The 18,720-nt window shown below is 60.2% G+C and carries 18 protein-coding genes and 2 tRNA genes; 5 read left to right on the top strand and 15 right to left on the bottom strand.

Annotation, left to right across the window (positions count from 1 at the left end; all coding sequences use genetic code 11):
- From MHJ63_RS01255 to MHJ63_RS01300, 10 genes are all read right to left on the bottom strand, one after another.
- A complete protein-coding gene (locus MHJ63_RS01255) occupies positions 1 to 441 on the bottom strand; it encodes a hypothetical protein (RefSeq protein ID WP_070508043.1) in 441 nt (146 codons plus the stop codon).
- A gap of 158 nt (positions 442 to 599) precedes the next feature.
- Positions 600 to 5,603, bottom strand: a complete 5,004-nt coding sequence (locus tag MHJ63_RS01260; protein ID WP_239445932.1) for an ATP-dependent helicase — start codon at positions 5,601 to 5,603, stop codon at positions 600 to 602.
- Between the two features lie 28 nt (positions 5,604 to 5,631).
- Positions 5,632 to 6,003, bottom strand: a complete 372-nt coding sequence (locus tag MHJ63_RS01265; protein WP_035756420.1) for a hypothetical protein — start codon at positions 6,001 to 6,003, stop codon at positions 5,632 to 5,634.
- A 53-nt stretch (positions 6,004 to 6,056) separates the two neighbouring features.
- The gene (locus MHJ63_RS01270; RefSeq protein WP_070490614.1) at positions 6,057 to 6,428 is read right to left on the bottom strand and encodes a hypothetical protein; all 372 of its coding nucleotides are present in this window, start codon (positions 6,426 to 6,428) and stop codon (positions 6,057 to 6,059) included.
- Between the two features lie 74 nt (positions 6,429 to 6,502).
- Positions 6,503 to 6,811 (bottom strand): hypothetical protein, encoded by a 309-nt coding sequence (locus tag MHJ63_RS01275; protein ID WP_035756419.1) that lies wholly within the window; start codon positions 6,809 to 6,811, stop codon positions 6,503 to 6,505.
- A gap of 85 nt (positions 6,812 to 6,896) precedes the next feature.
- Positions 6,897 to 7,292 (bottom strand): hypothetical protein, encoded by a 396-nt coding sequence (locus MHJ63_RS01280; protein WP_070490613.1) that lies wholly within the window; start codon positions 7,290 to 7,292, stop codon positions 6,897 to 6,899.
- Positions 7,289 to 8,245, bottom strand: a complete 957-nt coding sequence (locus MHJ63_RS01285) for a prolipoprotein diacylglyceryl transferase (protein ID WP_239445933.1) — start codon at positions 8,243 to 8,245, stop codon at positions 7,289 to 7,291. The genes MHJ63_RS01280 and MHJ63_RS01285 overlap by 4 nt, the downstream gene beginning before the upstream one ends.
- A 2-nt stretch (positions 8,246 to 8,247) precedes the next feature.
- Positions 8,248 to 8,601 carry a hypothetical protein gene (locus MHJ63_RS01290; protein WP_239445934.1) on the bottom strand — a complete coding sequence of 118 codons (354 nt, stop codon included), beginning with the start codon at positions 8,599 to 8,601 and terminating at the stop codon, positions 8,248 to 8,250.
- Positions 8,602 to 8,610: 9 nt separating this feature from the next.
- Positions 8,611 to 10,278 (bottom strand): radical SAM protein, encoded by a 1,668-nt coding sequence (locus MHJ63_RS01295; protein ID WP_239445936.1) that lies wholly within the window; start codon positions 10,276 to 10,278, stop codon positions 8,611 to 8,613.
- A gap of 107 nt (positions 10,279 to 10,385) precedes the next feature.
- The gene (locus MHJ63_RS01300; protein ID WP_070490611.1) at positions 10,386 to 10,844 is read right to left on the bottom strand and encodes a 23S rRNA (pseudouridine(1915)-N(3))-methyltransferase RlmH; all 459 of its coding nucleotides are present in this window, start codon (positions 10,842 to 10,844) and stop codon (positions 10,386 to 10,388) included.
- Positions 10,845 to 10,881: 37 nt separating this feature from the next.
- Here MHJ63_RS01300 and MHJ63_RS01305 point away from each other — a divergent pair, with 37 nt between their 5' ends.
- Together MHJ63_RS01305 and MHJ63_RS01310 are read left to right on the top strand one after the other, a co-directional pair.
- Complete coding sequence (locus MHJ63_RS01305; RefSeq protein ID WP_239445937.1) at positions 10,882 to 11,508, top strand: GNAT family N-acetyltransferase; 627 nt, start codon at positions 10,882 to 10,884, stop codon at positions 11,506 to 11,508.
- A 254-nt stretch (positions 11,509 to 11,762) separates the two neighbouring features.
- On the top strand, positions 11,763 to 12,407 hold the full coding sequence (locus tag MHJ63_RS01310; protein WP_239445938.1) for a phosphatase PAP2 family protein: 645 nt from the start codon (positions 11,763 to 11,765) through the stop codon (positions 12,405 to 12,407).
- Between the two features lie 44 nt (positions 12,408 to 12,451).
- Here MHJ63_RS01310 and MHJ63_RS01315 read toward each other — a convergent pair.
- Together MHJ63_RS01315 and MHJ63_RS01320 are read right to left on the bottom strand one after the other, a co-directional pair.
- Positions 12,452 to 12,542 (bottom strand) — tRNA-Ser (locus MHJ63_RS01315).
- Between the two features lie 68 nt (positions 12,543 to 12,610).
- Positions 12,611 to 13,186, bottom strand: a complete 576-nt coding sequence (locus MHJ63_RS01320) for a nucleoside deaminase (protein WP_239445939.1) — start codon at positions 13,184 to 13,186, stop codon at positions 12,611 to 12,613.
- An 83-nt stretch (positions 13,187 to 13,269) separates the two neighbouring features.
- On the opposite strand from MHJ63_RS01320, the gene upp reads away from it, so the two are divergent.
- Complete coding sequence (gene upp, locus MHJ63_RS01325; protein WP_035754803.1) at positions 13,270 to 13,908, top strand: uracil phosphoribosyltransferase; 639 nt, start codon at positions 13,270 to 13,272, stop codon at positions 13,906 to 13,908.
- On the opposite strand, the gene MHJ63_RS01330 is transcribed toward upp, so the two are convergent.
- Together MHJ63_RS01330 and MHJ63_RS01335 are read right to left on the bottom strand one after the other, a co-directional pair.
- On the bottom strand, positions 13,851 to 15,602 hold the full coding sequence (locus MHJ63_RS01330; RefSeq protein WP_239445940.1) for a sensor histidine kinase: 1,752 nt from the start codon (positions 15,600 to 15,602) through the stop codon (positions 13,851 to 13,853). The genes upp and MHJ63_RS01330 overlap by 58 nt on opposite strands.
- Positions 15,603 to 15,651: 49 nt before the next feature.
- Positions 15,652 to 16,392, bottom strand: coding sequence for a response regulator transcription factor (locus MHJ63_RS01335; protein WP_239445941.1), 741 nt, complete (start codon positions 16,390 to 16,392; stop codon positions 15,652 to 15,654).
- Positions 16,393 to 16,929: 537 nt separating this feature from the next.
- On the opposite strand from MHJ63_RS01335, the gene MHJ63_RS01340 reads away from it, so the two are divergent.
- On the top strand, positions 16,930 to 17,718 hold the full coding sequence (locus tag MHJ63_RS01340) for a winged helix-turn-helix domain-containing protein (RefSeq protein WP_239445942.1): 789 nt from the start codon (positions 16,930 to 16,932) through the stop codon (positions 17,716 to 17,718).
- 109 nt (positions 17,719 to 17,827) lie between these two features.
- A complete protein-coding gene (locus MHJ63_RS01345; RefSeq protein WP_239445943.1) occupies positions 17,828 to 18,340 on the top strand; it encodes a SixA phosphatase family protein in 513 nt (170 codons plus the stop codon).
- Between the two features lie 95 nt (positions 18,341 to 18,435).
- Here the strand turns inward: MHJ63_RS01345 and MHJ63_RS01350 are convergent.
- Positions 18,436 to 18,509: transfer RNA gene (locus MHJ63_RS01350), tRNA-Arg, on the bottom strand.
- Positions 18,510 to 18,720: the final 211 nt, after the last annotated feature.

Consider the following 18,720-nt stretch of genomic DNA (forward strand, 5'->3'; position numbering starts at 1 on the left):
CTAGATCTTCGGGAACCGGCGCTTCTCAGTGAACGGTTCGACGTGGAACATATCAACGCCGCGTTCTCTGAGCCCTTCAAGTACGCGTTCGCTCACGATCCACGCGAAACTGTGGGCGCTTTCCCGCCAAGCATATGACGTAATCTCGCTGGTGCCTTCCGTGTTTTCGACGAATCCGACGTAGCCGGTGACACGCCCCTCGTTCGCGCTGAAAAGGTTTACCTCGAATGTTGAGCACCCTGCTACCCCGAGTTCAGCTACTGCATCCGCGAAACGTTGGGACACGAGCGTGGGCGGGCCACCCCAGAGAATGTCGCCCCGACGTTTACCGCGACTTATTGTTTCTCGTTCGAACCACACGTCGAATGGGAGCTCTTCGAGGTTGCCGTCGGCAACAACATCGTAAATATCGCGTCCATCGTCAAGGGTGTACGGCCCCAACGGGGGTTTCCCTTCCCAAACTGTGCGAATCCAAAAGTCTCGCTGGGTGCTCAGCGGAAGTATCTCGTACCAAGTCGTCACGGGGTCCCACGTCAGGTCTAGGCGGTGTTCGGATAGGTCCGATCCTATACCTCTACTGCTTTGGAACTGCCGAGTTCTCAGAAATCCGGGCGGAATCGCACGCCCGACGGCAGTGAAGAGAACCCTGCCCCGAGGAGCGCCGCAGCCAGATTCGTGCCCAGGATGTCTTCGCCGTTGACCTTCTGGAGCGTGATGACCTGCGACCGGGCACGCCGCAACGCCTCAACCAGTGAGACTGCAACGATCGAGGTCAACGCTGACTGCACATCGGCCGCCGACGCGCTGGCAGGCACCGCGCCGCTTGCGGTAGTGAGATGGTGCGCGAGCTCATCGATCCACGAAATGACGGTCCGACCACCCCGCTCCACATACAGTGCCGCGTGACCATCCACCATGACCACGAGGGCACCAGCCTTCCGGCCCGGTCGTGCTTTCGCGGGCGGGTCTGGCCACGGCAGAACCCCGCCGAAAGGGTTCGCGGGATCAGTCGCCGCGAGGGTCACCGCACTGTATGCGGGTGTGCCCGTGGCGAAGGTGGCGGAGGTGTCGGACAGGGCGGCGGAAGGTGCATCGCCGTCGCGGACGAACTCACGCAGCCTGTCCACCGTCCCGGACAACGCGAACTGCGCCGCCCCGAGTTTCTCCACGAAATAGCCGCGGCGGACCGTCCCGGTCTCCTCACGCCGCTGGAAAACCTTATACAGCGCCCCGAAACTGGCGCCCTCAACTGAGGCCCCGCCCTTCGTGACGACCCCGTAGCGGGCCAACAGCATCTCGGCGCGGGCGGCAGCCAGCAACGTCGGGTCGGTCTCCGGGGCAGGCAGCGCGGCCCATCGTCCCGCGTTCAGCCGTTCCGCAGGAGACAACACGGCCGGCTTCGACGCGGATGCCGAACGCAAACCACGCAAACCGGCCCGCCCCACCCTCGTGGTGCGGGTGCGGGCACGCGAACGCGACTGATGCGTCGCCTTACCCTGCGTCAACAGAGAACGCACCGGCAGGAACGAATCGTTCGTGACCCGGCCGGACCACAATAAATCCCACAAAACCGAACCCACAACGGAGTCTGTGACTGGGGTGGCGCCAGGGTCCGCGCCGTCGGCGGCCAAAGCCTGCGCAATCTGCCCCACATAGAACGCACCGCCGGAACCCAAGACCCCGAGCACGCGTTCGTGGAGGGTCGAGTGGACGGCCGCGTCGTCGGTGCTCGTTGCGTCGCCTGGGTTGGTTGCGTCGGCAGGGCTCTTGGAGTCCGCGCCGTTAGCCACCACCGCATCGGTCATGGCCAGAGGCAGCGAGAGCGCCGCGGTATCGGTGGTGTGGAATGCGATCCAGCCGTCATCAGCAGCGAGCGCCCCCGCGCCAGAGAACACAACATCGCCCGAAGCGAGGAGCTCCTCGAGCATCGCCGGCGCATAATCCGTCACGCGCGCCGGGAACACGTAAGACTCCCACGCGCTCGCCGGCAACGGGACTCCCGCGAGCTGCTCAATCACGGTGTAAACGCCGTCCAAGCCACGCAACGCATCAGCGCTATGCGACGCTTGAGTGCCGCGCCCAGCGCCGTGCCGCATACCTTGTCCTGCGCCTGCTGCGACATCTTGCCAGTCGAGCAGGAACCGGGCGTAGGCGTCTTGCGGGGTGGGTTCGACTTCGCAACGAAGGGCGGCGAGCGTGCGGGCGCGGATGCGGCGCAGAATCTCGATGTCGCACCACTCGCCGCCGGTACGTCCGGGTGTGAACTCGCCAGCTTCGACGCGATTGTCCTGCACCAGCCTGCGCAGAGTTTGGACTACGACGGCGTTGGCCAGCCCCAGCGTACGCGCGGCTTGTTCTGTGGTGAAGGGGCCGTGGGCGCGGGCATAGCGGAGCACGAGGTCTTCCAGCGGCGCTTCGAACGGTTCGAGGAACGCGACCGGGACACCCATAGGTAGCGGGATGCCGAGGGCATCCCGGAGGCGTGCCGCGTCTTCGATCGCGGCATAAACCTCAGCCCCGCGGACCCTGAGCTTGAGTGCACGCCGTTGAGCCACGAGCTCGTCAGCCCACGCCGCCGCGTCCTCAACCGAAGCGTGCGGTGCTGGAACGTGCGGTGCGGAAGCCGTGCCGCCATCCGGTGGGTTGAGGCGGGCCGCGAGCTCCTCTGTGCTGAGTGGGCCGAGCACCCGCAGGAGGTCCGCGGCGCCTTCGAGCCCCCACGCGCGTCGTGATGGTGTGAGGCGTTGGGCTTCGGCTTCGACAGCGGCGATGATGTCCGCATCGAGCAGTTCGCGTAGTTCGCCGCGGCCCAGGATTTCGTTGAGCAGTTTGGGGTCCAGGCTGAGCGCGGCAGCGCGGCGTTCCGCGAGCGGGGAGTCGCCTTCGTACAAGAATTGGGCGACGTACCCGAATAGCAGGCTTTGCGCGAACGGCGAGGGCTCGCGGGTCTCTACTTCGGTGATGCGCACCGCTCGGGACGCAAGCTTCTGGGTGAGCTGCCGCAGTGCCGGCATGTCGTAGACGTCTTGGAGGACTTCCCGCACGGTTTCCATGACGATGGGGAACGTCGGATGCTTCGCCGCTACTGCGAGTAGTTGGGCGGCTCGTTGCCGTTGTTGCCATAGCGGTGTGCGGCGGCCCGGGTCGCGGCGGGGCAGCAGGAGGGCGCGGGCAGCGCATTCACGGAAGCGGGCGGCGAAGAGCGCGGAACCGCCGACGCGTTCGGTCACGATTTCTTCAAGTTCCTCGGGTTCGAAGATGAAGATTTCGGCCCCGGGTGGTTCGTCTTCGGCGAGCGGTAGCCGCACGACGATGCCGTCGTCGGCTGCCATCGCGGACCCGTCGAGTCCGTAGCGTTCCTCGATCCGGGCGGCGACCGCGAGCGCCCATGGCGCGTGGACGGCTTTACCCCACGGCGAGTGCAGTATGAGCCGCCAGTCGCCGAGTTCGTCTTTGAAACGCTCGATCACAAGGTGAGTGTCGCTGGGTACGCGCCCGGTGGCTTGTTCCTGGTCTTTGATGTAGCGGATGAGGTTGGTCGCGGCCCATTCGTCGAGCCCCGTGTTGGTGAGTTCGGTGTGGGTTTCAGTTTCGGGTTGGTGCGCGATGCGGGATTGGAATGCGCCGAGTGCTTGGCCGAGTTCGGCGGGGCGGCTGAGGTCGTCGCCGTGCCAGAACGGTAGCTTGCCGGGTTCTCCGGCGGCTGGGGTGGCGAGGACGCGGTCGAATGTGATGTCTTGGATGCGCCACGCGCTGGCACCGAGTTGGATGACTTCGCCGATCCTGGTTTCGTAGACCATTTCTTCGTCGAGTTCGCCTACGCGTTTGTTGCCGGTTCCGGCTTGGTCGCTGTCGGCGAGGAATACGCCGAAGAGTCCACGGTCTGGGATGGTTCCGCCGCTGGTGACGGCGAGGCGTTGCGCGCCAGGGCGGGCGGTGATGGTGCCTTCGTCGCGGTCCCAGATGATGCGGGGCCGCAGTTCCGCGAAGTCTGCGGAGGGGTATTTTCCGGCGAGGAGGTCGAGGACTGCGATGTAGGCGGAGTGGGGTAGGGATGCGTAGGGGGCGCTGCGGCGGAGGGTGTCGTACCAGGTTTCGACGTCGAGGGTGTCTAGGGCTGCGGCTGCGACGGTGTGTTGTGCGAGGACGTCGAGTGGGTTGGCGGGGATCGCCATGGTTTCGATAAGTCCTTCGCGCATGCGTTGCACGGTGATGGTGGTGGAGACGAGGTCGTTGCGGTGTTTGGGGAAGAAGTGGCCGTGGGATTCGGCGCCGACGTGGTGGCCGGCTCGGCCTACGCGTTGCAGTCCGGCGGATACGGCGCCGGGGGATTCGATCTGGATGACGAGGTCGACGTCGCCCATGTCGATACCGAGCTCGAGCGAGCTGGTCGCCACGACGCACGTGAGCGCCCCAGTTTTGAGGGATTCTTCGATCGCGGCGCGGCGTTCTTTGGATACGGAGCCGTGGTGGGCCATCACGATGTCCGGCACAGGTGTCTCTGTGCCGGTGCGTTCGTTTTCGTGGCGGGTGTTGAGTTCGTTGAGTGCGGTGGTGAGTTTTTCTGCGAGCCGCCGTGAGTTGACGAACACGATGGTGGAGCGGTGGGCGCGGATGAGGCTGAGCACGCGTTCTTCGATGTGGGGCCAGATGCTTGCGCTGGCGACGTCGGTGGGTAGGCCTGTTTGGGGTGCGGGCGCGGTCGCGAGGTCTGAGAGGTCAGGCACGGGGACGGTGACGCGGAGGTCCCAGGTTTTCTCTGCTGGTGGGGCGACGATGGTCACGGGTTGGTTTCCGCCGAGGAAGCGCGCGACCTCTTGATGCGGCTCGACGGTTGCTGAGAGCCCGATGCGTTGGGCGGGTTTCTTGAGGAGGTTGTCGAGGCGTTCGAGCGAGACGGCGAGGTGGGCGCCGCGTTTGGTTGAGGCGAGTGCGTGGACTTCGTCGATGATGACGGTCTCTACGTTGCTGAGGGTCTCCCGCGCTTTGGAGGTCAGCATGAGGTAGAGGGATTCCGGGGTGGTGATGAGGATGTCCGGCGGGTTGGAAATGAGTTTGCGGCGCTGGTTGACGGGGGTGTCGCCGGTGCGGATGCCTACCGTGATCTCCGGGGTGGTGCTGGTGTCCAGAACGGCGTTTTCCAGGGTGCTCTCGCTCGCGGCGTCGGCGGCTTGGTTGAGGTGCCGCGCGGTTTGTGTGATGCCGATGAGGGGTGCGCGGAGGTTGCGTTCGACGTCGGTTCCGAGCGCTTTGAGCGGGGAGATGTAGAGGACGCGGGTGCGTTTCTTTTTGCTCCGGCTCTTCTTGGTTTCTTTCTCTGAGCGCAGTGTCTTGTCGCTCTGTGTCTTGTCGCTCTGTGGCTTTTCGCCGGCGGCTTGGTGCTGTTTCCCGTGGAGGAGTTGGTCGAGTGACCAGAGGAATGCGGAGAGTGTTTTTCCGGAGCCGGTGGGCGCGATGACGAGCGTGTGGTTGCCGCGTGAGATTGAGTCCCAGGCGCCGAGTTGGGCGGCCGTGGGGTGTGGGAAGGCACCGTTGAACCAGGTGCTGGTGGGTTCTGAGAACCGGCCCAGGATGGTTTCTGCGTTCGGTGTTTGTGGTGCCACTCGTTACGAGTTTATCCCCCGCTGGTAGCTAGTACTTGATGCCTATAAGGTAGCTCCAGAATGCGATCGAGGCCATGAACGCGATCACCGTTCCTGCGAAGATGCCCCAGCCGAGGTGCTTTCGAGGAGTAAACAAAGCGGTTTGCAGGCCGATGATCCCGAGAATGAACGGGGCCATGGGGACTAGGAGAAGAGTCTCGCCGGGGTCAATGAACCATGGAAGATGCATGCCGAGGACGGTTGGGACGAAACCGATCAAGAAGCCTGCAACACCGATGTAGACGTTGCGGCGTTTTTTGCGATTTTCATCGACCAGCTCCGCTACATGTGACGAAATGGTTTGTTCGTGCACCTGGGACGGGGTGGTATGTGGCTCGGGTGGGGTACTCTTCTCGTTCATTTTTAACCTTCGCGGGAAGAAGCCCAGCAAATGTAAGTGTTGGCGGGGCTGTGTTAGTTAGGCCAGTTCAAGTAGTCGGCGAGCAGGTAAGCCCCGTATATGAACATTACAACGAAGGGTATGGCGAATCCGGCGAATAGACCCAAACCGAAGTGTTTGTGAGGCGTCAGCAGAGCAATCAGTATGCCTATCACTGGGATTCCAAATGAAACTAGAGGAAGCAGAAATACGTAGTGGCCTATGGCTAGCTGCGACAGAAGATAGTACAGGAGGAAGAGTGCGAAACCGGTAGCCAACCCGAGGAAAGTACGGCGGAAAGCCAGGCGGCGATGTTTGGTCTGCTTTGGTGTGCGTGGAGATGGGGTTTCTTGGTGGGCCGGAGCTGGTGTGGTGTGCAGTTCGGGAGGTGGATTGTTCTCGTTCATGTTTCAACCTTTGTGGAAAGAGATCTAGCAGGTATAGCGGTGGTTTAGATGCAACAGTGGCTGTGCTAGCTAATTCAGTTTTTACTGTTGCCGAGGAAGTAGAGCAGGAGCACGATGACAACGATGAAGCCTGCAACAGTTCCTATGAAGATGCCCCAGCCGAGGCGTTTACGAGAGCTCAGCGTGGCTATCGTTATGCCGATGATTGCGTAGACGAGCGGGGACAAGAGCAAGAGGGGAAGAATATCCCCGTTAGCGAAGAATGGCGGCACATACATACTGAGGCCGGTTGCCACGAAACCGATAGCAAAACCGATGTAGGCGCCGCGACGGTCTGTATGTCGTTTCTCTGTCTGCTTGGGTGTGTGGATGTTTTCGTGCACGGATCACCCCTTGTGGGAAACCCTACTGAGTGCAGGGAGACTGTGAGTTTCTGGTGAGTGAGTTTTATACGTGGACATTCTGAGCCTATGAAAAGGCCATAAGGGCGCACGGACCAAAGAAGATGATGATGCTGGCCAAAGGCCCAGCAATGAGCCCCCATCCGAATGATTTGTGTTTTTCGTTTTTCAGGATTAGGGAGATGCCGATGAGGATGAACCCTATCGGTGGAATCAACGGGCCCACGAATGGGTTCATAAAGAAGAAGAAAGGAGACACTAGCACCGAGAAGAAAACACCAACAACAGCGCCGGCGAACATGAGCCCGCATCCGCCCACATCGTTGCCCCGCTCATCATCCCGAGGGGGACCGTAACCGTCGCTAGTGCCAGGCATGCCATACTGCTGGTTGTTGCTCTCGTTGTGGTGTTCGCCGCTGTCTTCGCTGTCTCCGTAGCCGTTGGTGTTGTTGTTCGTGCTCATGCCGGCACCTCATTTTCTTCAGGCGCGCGGTTTCCTGCGTGGACAGGTGCTGCCACACGGGTAGTTTCTCCCTCAAGCGCAGGTTGCGTCACGTGGCCATGAGCGTGTTCTGCCGCGGCATCGTGAACAGCCGCCAGACGTGGAGCAGCCGTAGCATCACGGCTGGTTTCGGTGACCCAGAGTTTGCCGCGTTTTATGAGGTAGATAATGCGGATCGCGAAGATCGGGATCGTCACGAGCAGGAACATTTGCGGCCGGGTGAGGCCCATCCAGGCGATCTCGTTGCCGCGCACAAACTCGACGAAGAACCGGAATACCGCGTACGTCCCGATATACAGGGTGAGGGTTTCACCCGGTGCGATCGGTTTGAACCGTAGCCAGAACCACAGAACACAGAATGCGATCAGATGGAACGCGGATTCGTAAGCGAAGCTCGGATGCAAACCCACACCCGCCGGGGTGTGCAGGTGAGCCCCTTGCTGTTCGTTGAGCACAACACCCCAGTCGCTCCCCGTGGGGGTTCCCGGCCGCTCCGTCAAATAGCAGGCCCAACGCCCAAAAGCCATCGCAAGCGCCACAGCCGGTGCGAACAAGTCACCGCTGCGGGCTTTATAACCGATGATCTTCTTCGCAACATGGACGCCAAGCCACGCACCCACCAGCGCAGACAGGAAGGATGCATTGCCATAAGCTAGCTGCTCTGCGAGGCCCAGATTCTCGCGCGGGTCCAGGTGTTGCGCCCATGTGCCAAGACGAGCGAACACGGCGGCACCAGCCAGTGCGCCCACTACAAGCACGCCTGTGCGTTCGTTGAGGCGTTCGCGTCTGCGCGCCTCAATCCAGAACACCACGGAACCGAGCAATAATGCGATGGCAACGAACACCGAGTGGGTATCCAACGGGACCCCAGGGATGAGTTCGAACCCGATCAAATCAGATAAGTGTGGATACATGGTCAGCTCACTATCTTGATCCAAGCCATGACCCACAGCGGCGTGAGCGCTGCCGCGAGCACGGCAAGTGCGGTGAGGTAGGCGATCACACGTTTAGTGTCGCCCAGTTTGCATTTAGATTTCATGAGGCCTTCGCGCCGCGCCCTCGTGTAGCCGCGAATCCCAAGAATCGAGAAGAACAGAAGCGAAAGTGGCCCGAAAATGCAGGTCAGCAATGCGACCGTGGCAAAGATGCACAGCCGTAACGGGTCGAAAGGCTGAACGGGTTCCGGTAGCCCGTCCGTCACGCGTTGATTCAACGCCGGGGTGTTCGGCGTCATGAACGAATGCTCCGCCTCGTGTGCCCTATTAGTCATGATGCACCCTCATCGTGTCACCCCGTCAGAAACTTTCACTGACACAGGGAGACGGTGCCGGCCAGCGGAGTCATGAGCCGGCGTGCTTGCGGTGTCTGCTTTGCCAGTGGCGGTGGAGATGCGGCGCTCACCTAACGGAGCCCACGCCTGCACAGCGCAGAATGGCGCGCACTGGTGGATCGCGTTGCCATCCTCGTCGGCGCCTTCACGCACTGTCGCGACGTGCACACAGCATTGGGTGAGGCGTTCTTCGATCATCGTGTTGATGTCCATGAACGGTTTGATCGTGATGCGTTTGACGCGTTCACCCATGAACTGGCGTAGCCGGTGTTGTTGCCCAGGCAGGGATGATGCCGCGAGCTTAGCGAGCGTTCCGATCCCCAGATCACACCCCACACAGATGTCGCGCCACAGCGAACCGATCGACGGGTGAGACAGCGAGGACTGCTCAGAGAACAGATCCAGAAGGGATTGCTTGACCTGTTTCTTGAGTGTCTTGTTGACCCCGGAATCCGCGATGCGGTTGGCGATCATGTCAGGGTTCAGGTCAAGGAACTCTTTCAGTTTCTCAGGGCCCACGAGGCTCGTGAGTGAAGACCATTCGCCCGAATCGTCTTTGAGTAGGTATCCCAGTGAGCAGCAGTGCGGATGGGAACACGGTAGCGCGGTCATGTCCCGCCACGTGACGAGGCCATCTGTCTGTTCCTCGAGACGGGCAAGAACCCCTGTATGCGTTAAACGGTTGTTCGGGTCGATGCCCGCGGAACGTCCAGACCCGAAGACCGGCTGGATCGTCACACCACCCACGAACGGGGTGTCGAGCGCACGGCGGATCACGGTGCCGATCTCGTGGTCGTTGACTCCCAGCGCCGCCGTCATGGTCAGCGTTGTGAAGATCCCGGCCTCGGACAACCGGTCCAGGGCCTCGAACTTGATCTTCCGGATGTCCCCGCCGCGGTGGTAACGCACGGAGCATTCCTCTTCGCCGTCGTACTGCAAATACACTTCGAGGCGCTCGCGGTGCTTGGCTAGGAAATCAACGAATTCCTGGTCTTGGGCTATACGCAGTCCGTTGGAGTTGAGCAGGATCCGGACTACCGGTCGTGCGGCGAGCTCCTCGATGAGCTGCTCAAGCCACGGATACAGCGTCGGTTCGCCGCCCGAGAGCATGAGCACGTCGATACGGTTCTCTTCGCGGGACAAACGCGTATCGACCGAGGCGAGGACTTCCGCGAGCGGAGCAACAGAGGACTCAGCAGGGGAAGAGGACGCGAAGCACGTGGGGCACTTGAGGTTGCAGTGGTCTGTGATGTCTTCCAACAAGATGCAGGTGTGCTGGGTCTGCATTGTGGGAAGACCATATTCGTAGGCTTCCGGAACCGGTAGGAAGTTGTTCTCAAGGTCCGGGGTATGCACTTTGGTGGGAGCCGTCCACTGCTCAAGATAGGTGAGGATCTCACCGGATTCGTCATACAGCGTCCGCTGCAGACCGTGTTTGCGGCAACCGCGTTCCAGCCACACTTGCCCGTCAGGGTATTCGGCAAGCCAACCGGTGAGCCGCTCAACCTGGGCTAGCGGTTTATGAGGGTCTTCCTCATGGCATACGGGACAAAACGCATTCACATAACGGTGAATGCGGTACGAACGAAGCGGCATCCCAGGTGCATCGACAGGCATGATATGAGCCTAAGACAAGAACGTGCCGTAGACCACATTCCTATCAAAATTGTGGATAAAAACGGAGCGTTAGCGGTTGTGGATAACGGAAGATCCGCACGGCGTCCTCACACGTGGTGGTATCCGCTACCGGCCATGATCTCTTGTGATCGGTACACCTGCTCAACGAGCATCAACCGCACAAGCTGGTGGGGGAACACCAAGTTGGAGAGCGACCATACGAGGTCCGCCCGCTGGTGCACGCTCTGGTCAACACCGAACGCGCCGCCAATCACCACAACCACTCTCTTACCTTGGTCGATCGGGCCACGCAACGCCTTCGCTAACTGAGGTGAGTTCAGCATCTTCCCGCGTTCATCCAACAGCACAACGTAGTCGCCGTGGCCGATCTTCTTCAGCAGGCGAGCTGACTCTTCAGCCCGTGCAACATCGTCGGCTTTGGAACTGTGCTGTAGCAGGTCCCACTGCACATCCCACGGCTTACGCAACCGGCGTTCGTAACGGGCGATGCCTTCTTCAACCCACGACTCATGTTTGCGGCCCACGGCCAGAACCCTAATACTCACACAACCATCCTGGCATGCGTGTGGAAGACTTAACCCTATGAGTCATTCCCGCGAGCCTGAACCTGGAACCCATCCACGTCTTCGCCGTTTGCGGGCAGGGGATGCGGATGCGGTGCTTGCAGCGTTCGCCTCGTGCCCAGAGATGATCCGCCAAGGCAACGTCACCGACGCCGCTTCAGCGGCCCGCTATGTAGCCGCGCTCATCAACGAGGAATCCAGCGCTGACCCCGACACCACGGATGAACCCGCAACCGAAACCGTCGGCGACACCACGGACGCTTGCGATGACAAGGACGCGTTCGCGGTCGTGGATGACAATGACCGCCTGTGGGGGCTTGTTGCTATAAACCGCGATGCGGCCAACAAGGTTGGCTGGTTCTGGTACTGGATGCACGCTGCAACACGGAAGCGTGGTTGGACCTCACAAGCGGCCGCAACAGTTGCGAACTGGGCTCTAGATCACGGAGGATATGAAAGGCTCGAGTTAGGTTACAGAGCCAACAACCCGGGCTCTCAACGGGTTGCCGCCCTGGCCGGATTCATCCCGGAAGGGGTCGAAAGGAAGAAGTTCCTTGTCAAAGGGGAACGTATCGACGTTCACTTAAGCGGCCGGTTGGTGACAGACCCGGCACCAGAAACCACGGAACTTGACATCACCTGGTGATCGACCAGCGTGAAGGCCACTATGAAAGACAAGGCGAAGGCCCAAGTGAAGATGAGTCTGAAGCCCTCAATACAGGTTGGGGTGATCGTGTGAGCAACCGCGGAGTGTTCAGCCCTATATCTGGGCGGCCTGCACCTCACCCGGTGCCTCTTCCCGGTTGGAACATCTCCATCTTGTGGTTGAGCGCGCTCATACCTCTGGTAGCTACCATCACGTTGCTGGGGCATGTAGGCCGTAACTCAACAGGCCTACCCGTGGACCGAGATATTTTGGACTGGATCGTGGCGTCCCGCTCTGAGCCCTGGACCCACATCGTCCCTGTGTTCAGCATGATCGGTAGTACGCCGGTGTTCACGCCCATCATGATCGTGTTTGCTGGATCTATCGCGTATTTCAAACGGTCGCTGTGGCCGGTGATCATGCTCGCTCTCACGGCAACGCTGTCGGTGAGTGCCACGGTGATCATCAAGAACGTGTTCAACCGCCAGCGGCCACCCCTTGAAACCCAGCTACAACCTTACGAGTATTCCGGGTCGTTCCCCTCGGGGCATACTTTGAACGCGTTCGCCCTCGTGAGTGTGTCTATCTCAATGGTTCTGCGGTGGGCTGTGCGCACGTGGCTGCGGTGGGCCACCGTGATCCTCGGTGTGGCTTACATGTTCGCGATGGCGTTCTCCCGTGTCTATATGGGTGTGCACTGGCTATCAGACGTCCAATGCGGCGCCATGTTGGGTGCGGCGATCGGGTTTATCATGATTTCGGTCGATGTGTGGGCCCGCTCGCACTGGTGGTCGCGGGAGATCAACCGGGCGAGCGAAGAAAGGCTTCCACGCCGCGAAGTAAAGCGGACAAGCAGGCGGCGCATCAGACAAACGGTGCATAAAATAGACATCGATTAAGCCAAGAGGTCCCAAGAACTGGTGTTCTTGGGACCTCTTGTTTGTGGCGGTAGCGGTGGGATTTGAACCCACGGTGCAGGGTCACTGCACACAACATTTCGAGTGTTGCACCTTCGGCCGCTCGGACACGCTACCAACTCCGGACACTCTATGTCATAGCCCGGCCGGTTTCCAAACCGAACTGGCGCCTCGGTACGTAGCGTTCAGGGTTCGCTACGCATTGTGGCGAAGAATTCCTGGAGTATTTCTTGGCACTCTCCGGCTTGGACGCCCGCGAAAACTTCGGCGCGATGGTTCAGCCGCGGCTCCCGCAGAATATCCATCACGGAGCCGGTTGCTCCGGCTTTCTCGTCCCACGCACCAAATATCACCCGCGGGATGCGGGCGAGCACGATTGCCCCGGCACACATCGGGCACGGTTCAAGCGTCACCACGAGCGTGCAGTCAGTGAGCCGCCAACCATCGCCGCCATCGCCGCCATCGCCGCCATCGCCGCCATCGCCGTCTCCTCTGTCGCTAGCGGCGCCACCGTCGCCACCGGTGGGGTTGCCGGCATTGGATGCGAGTGCGCGTGCAGCTTCACGGATCGCTACGACTTCGGCGTGCCCGGTCGGATCGCCGTCGCGTTCGCGGATGTTATGGCCGCGGGCAACGATTCTCCCGTCCGGACCCACGATGACCGCGCCGATGGGGATGTCGCCGTGTTGGGCGGCTGCACGGGCTTCTTCGAGCGCGGCCCCCATCCATGCGTTGGCCCCGTCGGGTGGTTTGATCGGCATGTTCACAACGGTAAACCATGAATCTTCCCGCCGCGTACTCGGCCGTGGCGGCGGCATGGTTGCTCGGGCGGTATCCTGTTTTCATGCGCGTACATGTTGTTGAGCACCCGCTCGTGGCCCACAAGATTTCGGTTTTGCGTGACAAGACGACCCCGTCTCCGGTTTTCCGGCAGTTGACTGAGGAGCTTGTCACACTGCTTTCGTATGAAGCGACCCGGGACGTCCGCACCCGTGAAGTCACGGTTGAGACGCCTGTGGCGACAACCAAGGGGGTTGCTTTCGCAAAGCCGACCCCGCTTGTCGTGCCGATTCTTCGCGCTGGTTTGGGGATGCTCGAAGGCATGATGCGGCTGTTGCCGACCGCTGAGGTGGGCTTCTTAGGCATGGCTCGTAACGAGGAGACGCTTGACATCATCACGTACGCCGAGCGGCTGCCTGATGATTTGTCGAACCGTCAGGTTTTCGTGATCGACCCGATGCTGGCTACCGGCGGAACCCTCGTGGAATCGATCGGTTACCTCTTTGAGCATGGAGCGGACCAAGTCACGTGCATCTGCTTGATCGCTGCCCCGGAGGGCGTTGAGCGCCTGAACGCGGCCTACGGCGATGATGACCGCGTCAACCTCTACATCGCGGCGCTCGATGAAGGGCTGGATGAGAACGCCTACATTGTGCCTGGTCTCGGCGATGCAGGAGATCGCCTGTACGGCCTCGCCGAATAGACCGGCTCCTTAGCGTTGGCAGGCTCTTGAACCTTCGGTTCCTGCCGCGTGGCTGGGGCCTGCGCCGTGGTTGGTGTTTGCGTCTCTATCGCGGCCTGGGCCTCAGCTGGGGCTTGCGCTTCGAGCTGTGTGGTTTCAGCGCGGTGCTTTGCCGCGCCTGCCGCAGGTGGTGGGCAGTATGGCAGCCGGATGGTGAAGACGGTGTTGCCGGGCTCTGATTCAACGTTGATGGTGCCTTGGTGGGCTTCTGCAATCGCTTTAACGATGGCCAGACCGAGGCCGCTGGTTGATGTTGAACCGGAGCGCGCTTTGTCGGCGCGGGCAAGCCGATCGAATACTTTCGGCAGGAACTCTGGGTCGATACCTTCGCCGGTGTCGTGGACACGGACTACGACGTCGTAGCCGCTGTTGTGCGAGCGTGCCCGTTCTTCCGCGTGCGTTTGTGTGGTGCTTGCGTTGAACAGCGCTGGAACGTGGGTGAGCTGCGTCGGTTCGATGCCGACTGTGATGTCGACTTGCGTTCCGGCGCTGGTGTGTTTCGCGGCGTTGGAGGCAAGGTTGCTGAGAACCCGGGCGAGCTGAGACGGGTCGCCTTCGACGTAGGCAGGGTCGCCGTCGGTGAACGCGTCGAATTCCCATGTGTGCTCGCCGAAGGCGGCTTGAGAGTCCAGGTACACGTTCGCGGCGATCTGGACCATGTCCACGGTTTCGATGGTCGTGGCGTGGCCTTCTTCGAGCCGGTTCAGAAGCAAGAGCTGCTCGACCAGTTCGGTCATGTTCTCGGTTTGGCCGATCAGGCGTTCGAGTGAGCGCTCACCGTCGGGGGTGAGCTCGTGGGTCACGTGGATCAGCTGGGCGTAACCGCGGATCGAGGCCAGTGGTGTGCGCAGTTCGTGGGACGCGTCGGCCACGAAGCGGCGCATCTTCATTTCGGATGCGGCGCGGGTCTCTAATGCGTCTCCGACGTTGTCGAGCAAACGGTTCAGAGCTCCACCGAGGCGCCCGATCTCTGTAGGTTTGCTGGCAAGGTTACGGTTCACCCGCTGGTCGACGTGTACGTCGGATTCTGTGAGTGGGAGGGTAGCGATGGAGTCTGCGACGTCTACGACGTGGTGGAGCGGCTGCATCGTTGCTCGTATGACCGCGCCGCCTACAGCGCCCACCAACACGACGCCGATCGTGGAGACCACCAGCATCGTGAGGTCGAGCGTCCGCAGTGTCGCGTAGGTGCGTTTAGCGGGCAGCCCTGCGACCATCACTGTTGATGCTGGCAAATCGCGTGAGGCGACAGGCTCAATGAGGAGCCGGTAGTCCCCGATCTCGAGTGTGGCTGTGATGCCTTCAGTCTTTTGAGGGTTGTACTCGAACTCGTCGATTTTGGTGATGATGGTTTTCCGGTCGGCTTCTGAGAGCTTTGTAGGCTCGCCGGTAACGGAGTCGGTGACTTCGGGGCCGGCACGGAACTTGCCGTCGGCAACGAGGGCGACGACGGTTCCAACGGGCTGGCTGCTTACGTCGGTGACCGGCATGTGCCCGCTGGCGGAGGTCGCGCGGTCGATGGTCGCGGCGAGGCTCGAGTCGAGCTGCCCCCACAGCTTTGCGGCCATGAGGGTGTGCGTCAGCCCGCCGATGATCATGGATCCAGCGGCGAGCATCAGGGTTAGCAAGACCACCAAGCGTACGCGCAAAGACATGCGCGTATTCTTACGTGCTAGGTGGCGCTTGCGGTGACGCACGTGATAATCACGCTCCAGGTTTGAGGACGTAACCAGCTCCGCGAACGGTGTGGATCATTGGCGAGCGGCCTGTGTCAATTTTTTTGCGTAAGTATGAGATGTATAGCTCGACGATATTAGCTTGTCCGTCAAAACCATAGTTCCACACTGATTCTAGGATCTGTGGTTTGGACACTACCCGACGAGCATTCTCCATGAGGTATTTCAAAAGGTCGAATTCGGTTGCGGTGAGTTGAATCTCTTCGCCACCGCGGTGCACTTCGTGCGAAGCGGTGTTGAGGCTGAGGTCACCGACCACAATTTCGGTCTCGTCAGCGCTTGCTGCGCCGGACCGTTGCACAAGACGGTGCAAGCGCAAGAGGAGTTCTTCGAGGTTGAAGGGTTTGGTGACGTAGTCGTCGCCTCCGACTGCCAGGCCTTCGATGCGTTCGTTGGCGGAATCCTTCGCTGTCAAGAACAGTGCTGGCAGTTCAGGCTTGAATCCGCGGATTCGCTTGAGCACTTCAGGCCCTTCGATTCCTGGCAACATCCAGTCGAGGACAACGATGTCTGGGTTGACGTCACGGGTCATCTGGACGGCTTCGAGGCCGTCGTGACACACAGTGGCTTCCCAACCAAGCATGCGGACTCCCATCGCTACGAGATCGGCGAGAGTTGGCTCGTCATCGACGACGAGAGCGCGGATAGGGGAACCGTCTGGGTGTTCAAGGCGCGGTAGCTCTTGAGGGGAGAAACGAGAAGTGCTCATGTAACCACTTTTCCTGAGAGAGGTGAGGTAATTCTATGGAAAACCTATGTAAATGCTGTGTAACGCTTCTACATCAGCTCTTCCTTCTTGTCAAGGCGGCATCTGAATTATATGCAACCGATTGAATCAATATTCATCGACCGGCAATGATTCTCAGCCTTGAGGCCTGAAGGTTGCGGGTTGCATGGTGACGAAGATTGCATAGTGTCGGTTCGTAGATGTGCAAAAACTCTTTGATAATTCAAAGCCTTGGATTCAAAGTGCCTCCGGGAGTGAGGTTCGTCACTAAAATCGGCGTGTATCTCACATTCTGAGACGTTTGCATAAACTTTGCTTGCGATATCGAAATATTGCGAGCAATATCTTGTCATACAAGGAAATGAGCCGAAACATATAACGTTCCAGAATTTCGGACCATTGTGAAAATCGCTCTGTTATATCGTGTCATCTTCGCATTGGTATGTTTTTAGGCGTTGGAGTTTTGGTTGGCAGGGCCCCGGGGCGGCAAGGTGTCGGGGCTGCGTCTAAGGAGCAGGTATGTCCACCAACCCCGGATACGTTCACATCTCTGTCCGCGCCGCACAGAAGCGCGCAGCAGCAGCTCGCCGAGCAGCTGAGTTAGGTCGGGCCGGCTGGGGTAACCTCGCTCCAGTACCTCAAGGGCAGAACGGGATGCATCCTATGCCCGGTCAAGCTATGAGGCATAACAACCCTGCAGAATCCGGCGGTGAGACATCGGCGCGCGGTTTCGTGGTCTATGTGGGCCTGGATGAAGAGACCGCAGCAAACGCGGGCACGTCGCTTTCGCGTTTGTCCTCGCAGGTCACGACGTTCCTCCAGACCCTGGTTCCGGACGCTCAAACTCACGCGGCAGTAGCGCTCGCGCCCGCAAGCGCCGGTGGTAGCAACATCGACGTTGTGCGCCAGTGCTTGGGCGACCCAACTGTCAGCGGCAACGCTCAGGCTCGCCCGGTCCCGACTGTCGCTGATCCAGCGCGTCACACCGTGGGTGTGCTGATTGATCTTTCCCGCCGTGAAGTGCAGCTCGACGGGGACGTCCTGAACCTCACTCATAAAGAGTTTGAACTTCTGAACTACCTCGTTGAGAACGGTTCCCGCACTGTGGGGCGCGAGGAGTTGCTTGAGAGCTTGTGGCGCGGCGCCGACGAGATCCCGAATGAGCGTACGATCGACGTTCATATCCGTCGCTTGCGCGCCAAGCTCGGGCGTCTGTCCAATACGGTACGGACCGTCCGCGGTCAGGGCTACCGTTTTTATGATCACCCAGAGGTGACCGTCTGGGCGGTTCCGGAGTACTCCATCTAAAAGAGGAGCAGTCCACAGCACGATGTGGGGCGAGGCTTGATGCCTTGCCCCGCTCGCATTTAATGGTGTTGAGTAAGTGGTCCGGTTGGATGTCAAGCGAGGGATTCAGATGGCAGTTAAGACTCTGTTGATCATGCGTCACGGCAAAGCTGAGGCTCCGTGGGGGCAGGAGGATCGGATGCGTCAGCTCACCGAGTTCGGTTGCGAGCAAGCGCGCCGGGCGGGGGAGTATGTGCTGGGGCAGGGGCTCGTGCCGGACGCGGCCTTGGTGTCTGATGCGGTGCGTACGAGGGCGACGTATGCGATGTTCTCTTCGGTGCTGGGCGAGGATGCCCCGAGTGCGTATCTCGATGCTGATTTGTATCTGACTGATGCGGCGGGCCTGATTGCCGCGATTGATCATGTGCCGGAAACGGTGTCGCGTTTGATTGTGGTCGGGCACATGCCTGCGGTGCAGGATGCTGCAATGCGGCTGGCATCCGCTGAGTCAGATGAACAAGCGGTCATGGACATGGCGGGGCATTACCCGCCCGCATCGTTATGTGTGTTCCACTTTGATGGTGTCTGGGCTGAGCTTGACGGGCGCGATGCGGCGCTGGAGCGGTTCAAGACCTTTAAGTAAGCAACGTTCAAGGCCTTGTGCCGGGAGGTGAAACCTCGAGAATATAAAAGGTCTCGGGATACCGCATGAACGGTGTCCCGAGACCTAACAATTTGCGCGCCCTAAGGGATTCGAACCCCTGACCTTCTGTTCCGTAGACAGACGCTCTATCCAGCTGAGCTAAGGGCGCATTTAGTTTTCATCTGATGTTCACCTGATCGGTTCTCATCGGTGGCGACCTGCATAAGATTACCGAGACTTTGGCGGGTGTGCAAATCGGCGGCGTACCTTACATATATTGATCGCGTAGCTACAGTCGTGCCTCACATACTTTGAGCGCGTACTCCTACGCTGAACAAGTATGAACAAGGGTGTGGTCTCAATGTCGACACGTATCGAAG

The sequence above is a fragment of the Pseudoglutamicibacter albus genome (genome assembly GCF_022346425.1).
Taxonomy (GTDB): domain Bacteria; phylum Actinomycetota; class Actinomycetes; order Actinomycetales; family Micrococcaceae; genus Pseudoglutamicibacter; species Pseudoglutamicibacter albus.

Bases quoted from the DNA above. Each gene is read 5' to 3' on its own strand.
- MHJ63_RS01345 (WP_239445943.1), top strand. From the start codon at position 17,828: ATGGCAGTTAAGACTCTGTTGATCATGCGTCACGGCAAAGCTGAGGCT.
- MHJ63_RS01280 (WP_070490613.1), bottom strand. From the start codon at position 7,292: ATGAGCACGAACAACAACACCAACGGCTACGGAGACAGCGAAGACAGC.
- MHJ63_RS01335 (WP_239445941.1), bottom strand. From the start codon at position 16,392: ATGAGCACTTCTCGTTTCTCCCCTCAAGAGCTACCGCGCCTTGAACAC.
- MHJ63_RS01340 (WP_239445942.1), top strand. From the start codon at position 16,930: ATGTCCACCAACCCCGGATACGTTCACATCTCTGTCCGCGCCGCACAG.
- MHJ63_RS01295 (WP_239445936.1), bottom strand. From the start codon at position 10,278: ATGCCTGTCGATGCACCTGGGATGCCGCTTCGTTCGTACCGCATTCAC.
- MHJ63_RS01320 (WP_239445939.1), bottom strand. From the start codon at position 13,186: ATGCCGATCAAACCACCCGACGGGGCCAACGCATGGATGGGGGCCGCG.
- MHJ63_RS01265 (WP_035756420.1), bottom strand. From the start codon at position 6,003: ATGAACGAGAAGAGTACCCCACCCGAGCCACATACCACCCCGTCCCAG.
- MHJ63_RS01270 (WP_070490614.1), bottom strand. From the start codon at position 6,428: ATGAACGAGAACAATCCACCTCCCGAACTGCACACCACACCAGCTCCG.
- MHJ63_RS01285 (WP_239445933.1), bottom strand. From the start codon at position 8,245: ATGTATCCACACTTATCTGATTTGATCGGGTTCGAACTCATCCCTGGG.
- MHJ63_RS01305 (WP_239445937.1), top strand. From the start codon at position 10,882: ATGAGTCATTCCCGCGAGCCTGAACCTGGAACCCATCCACGTCTTCGC.
- upp (WP_035754803.1), top strand. From the start codon at position 13,270: ATGCGCGTACATGTTGTTGAGCACCCGCTCGTGGCCCACAAGATTTCG.
- MHJ63_RS01290 (WP_239445934.1), bottom strand. From the start codon at position 8,601: ATGACTAATAGGGCACACGAGGCGGAGCATTCGTTCATGACGCCGAAC.
- MHJ63_RS01330 (WP_239445940.1), bottom strand. From the start codon at position 15,602: ATGTCTTTGCGCGTACGCTTGGTGGTCTTGCTAACCCTGATGCTCGCC.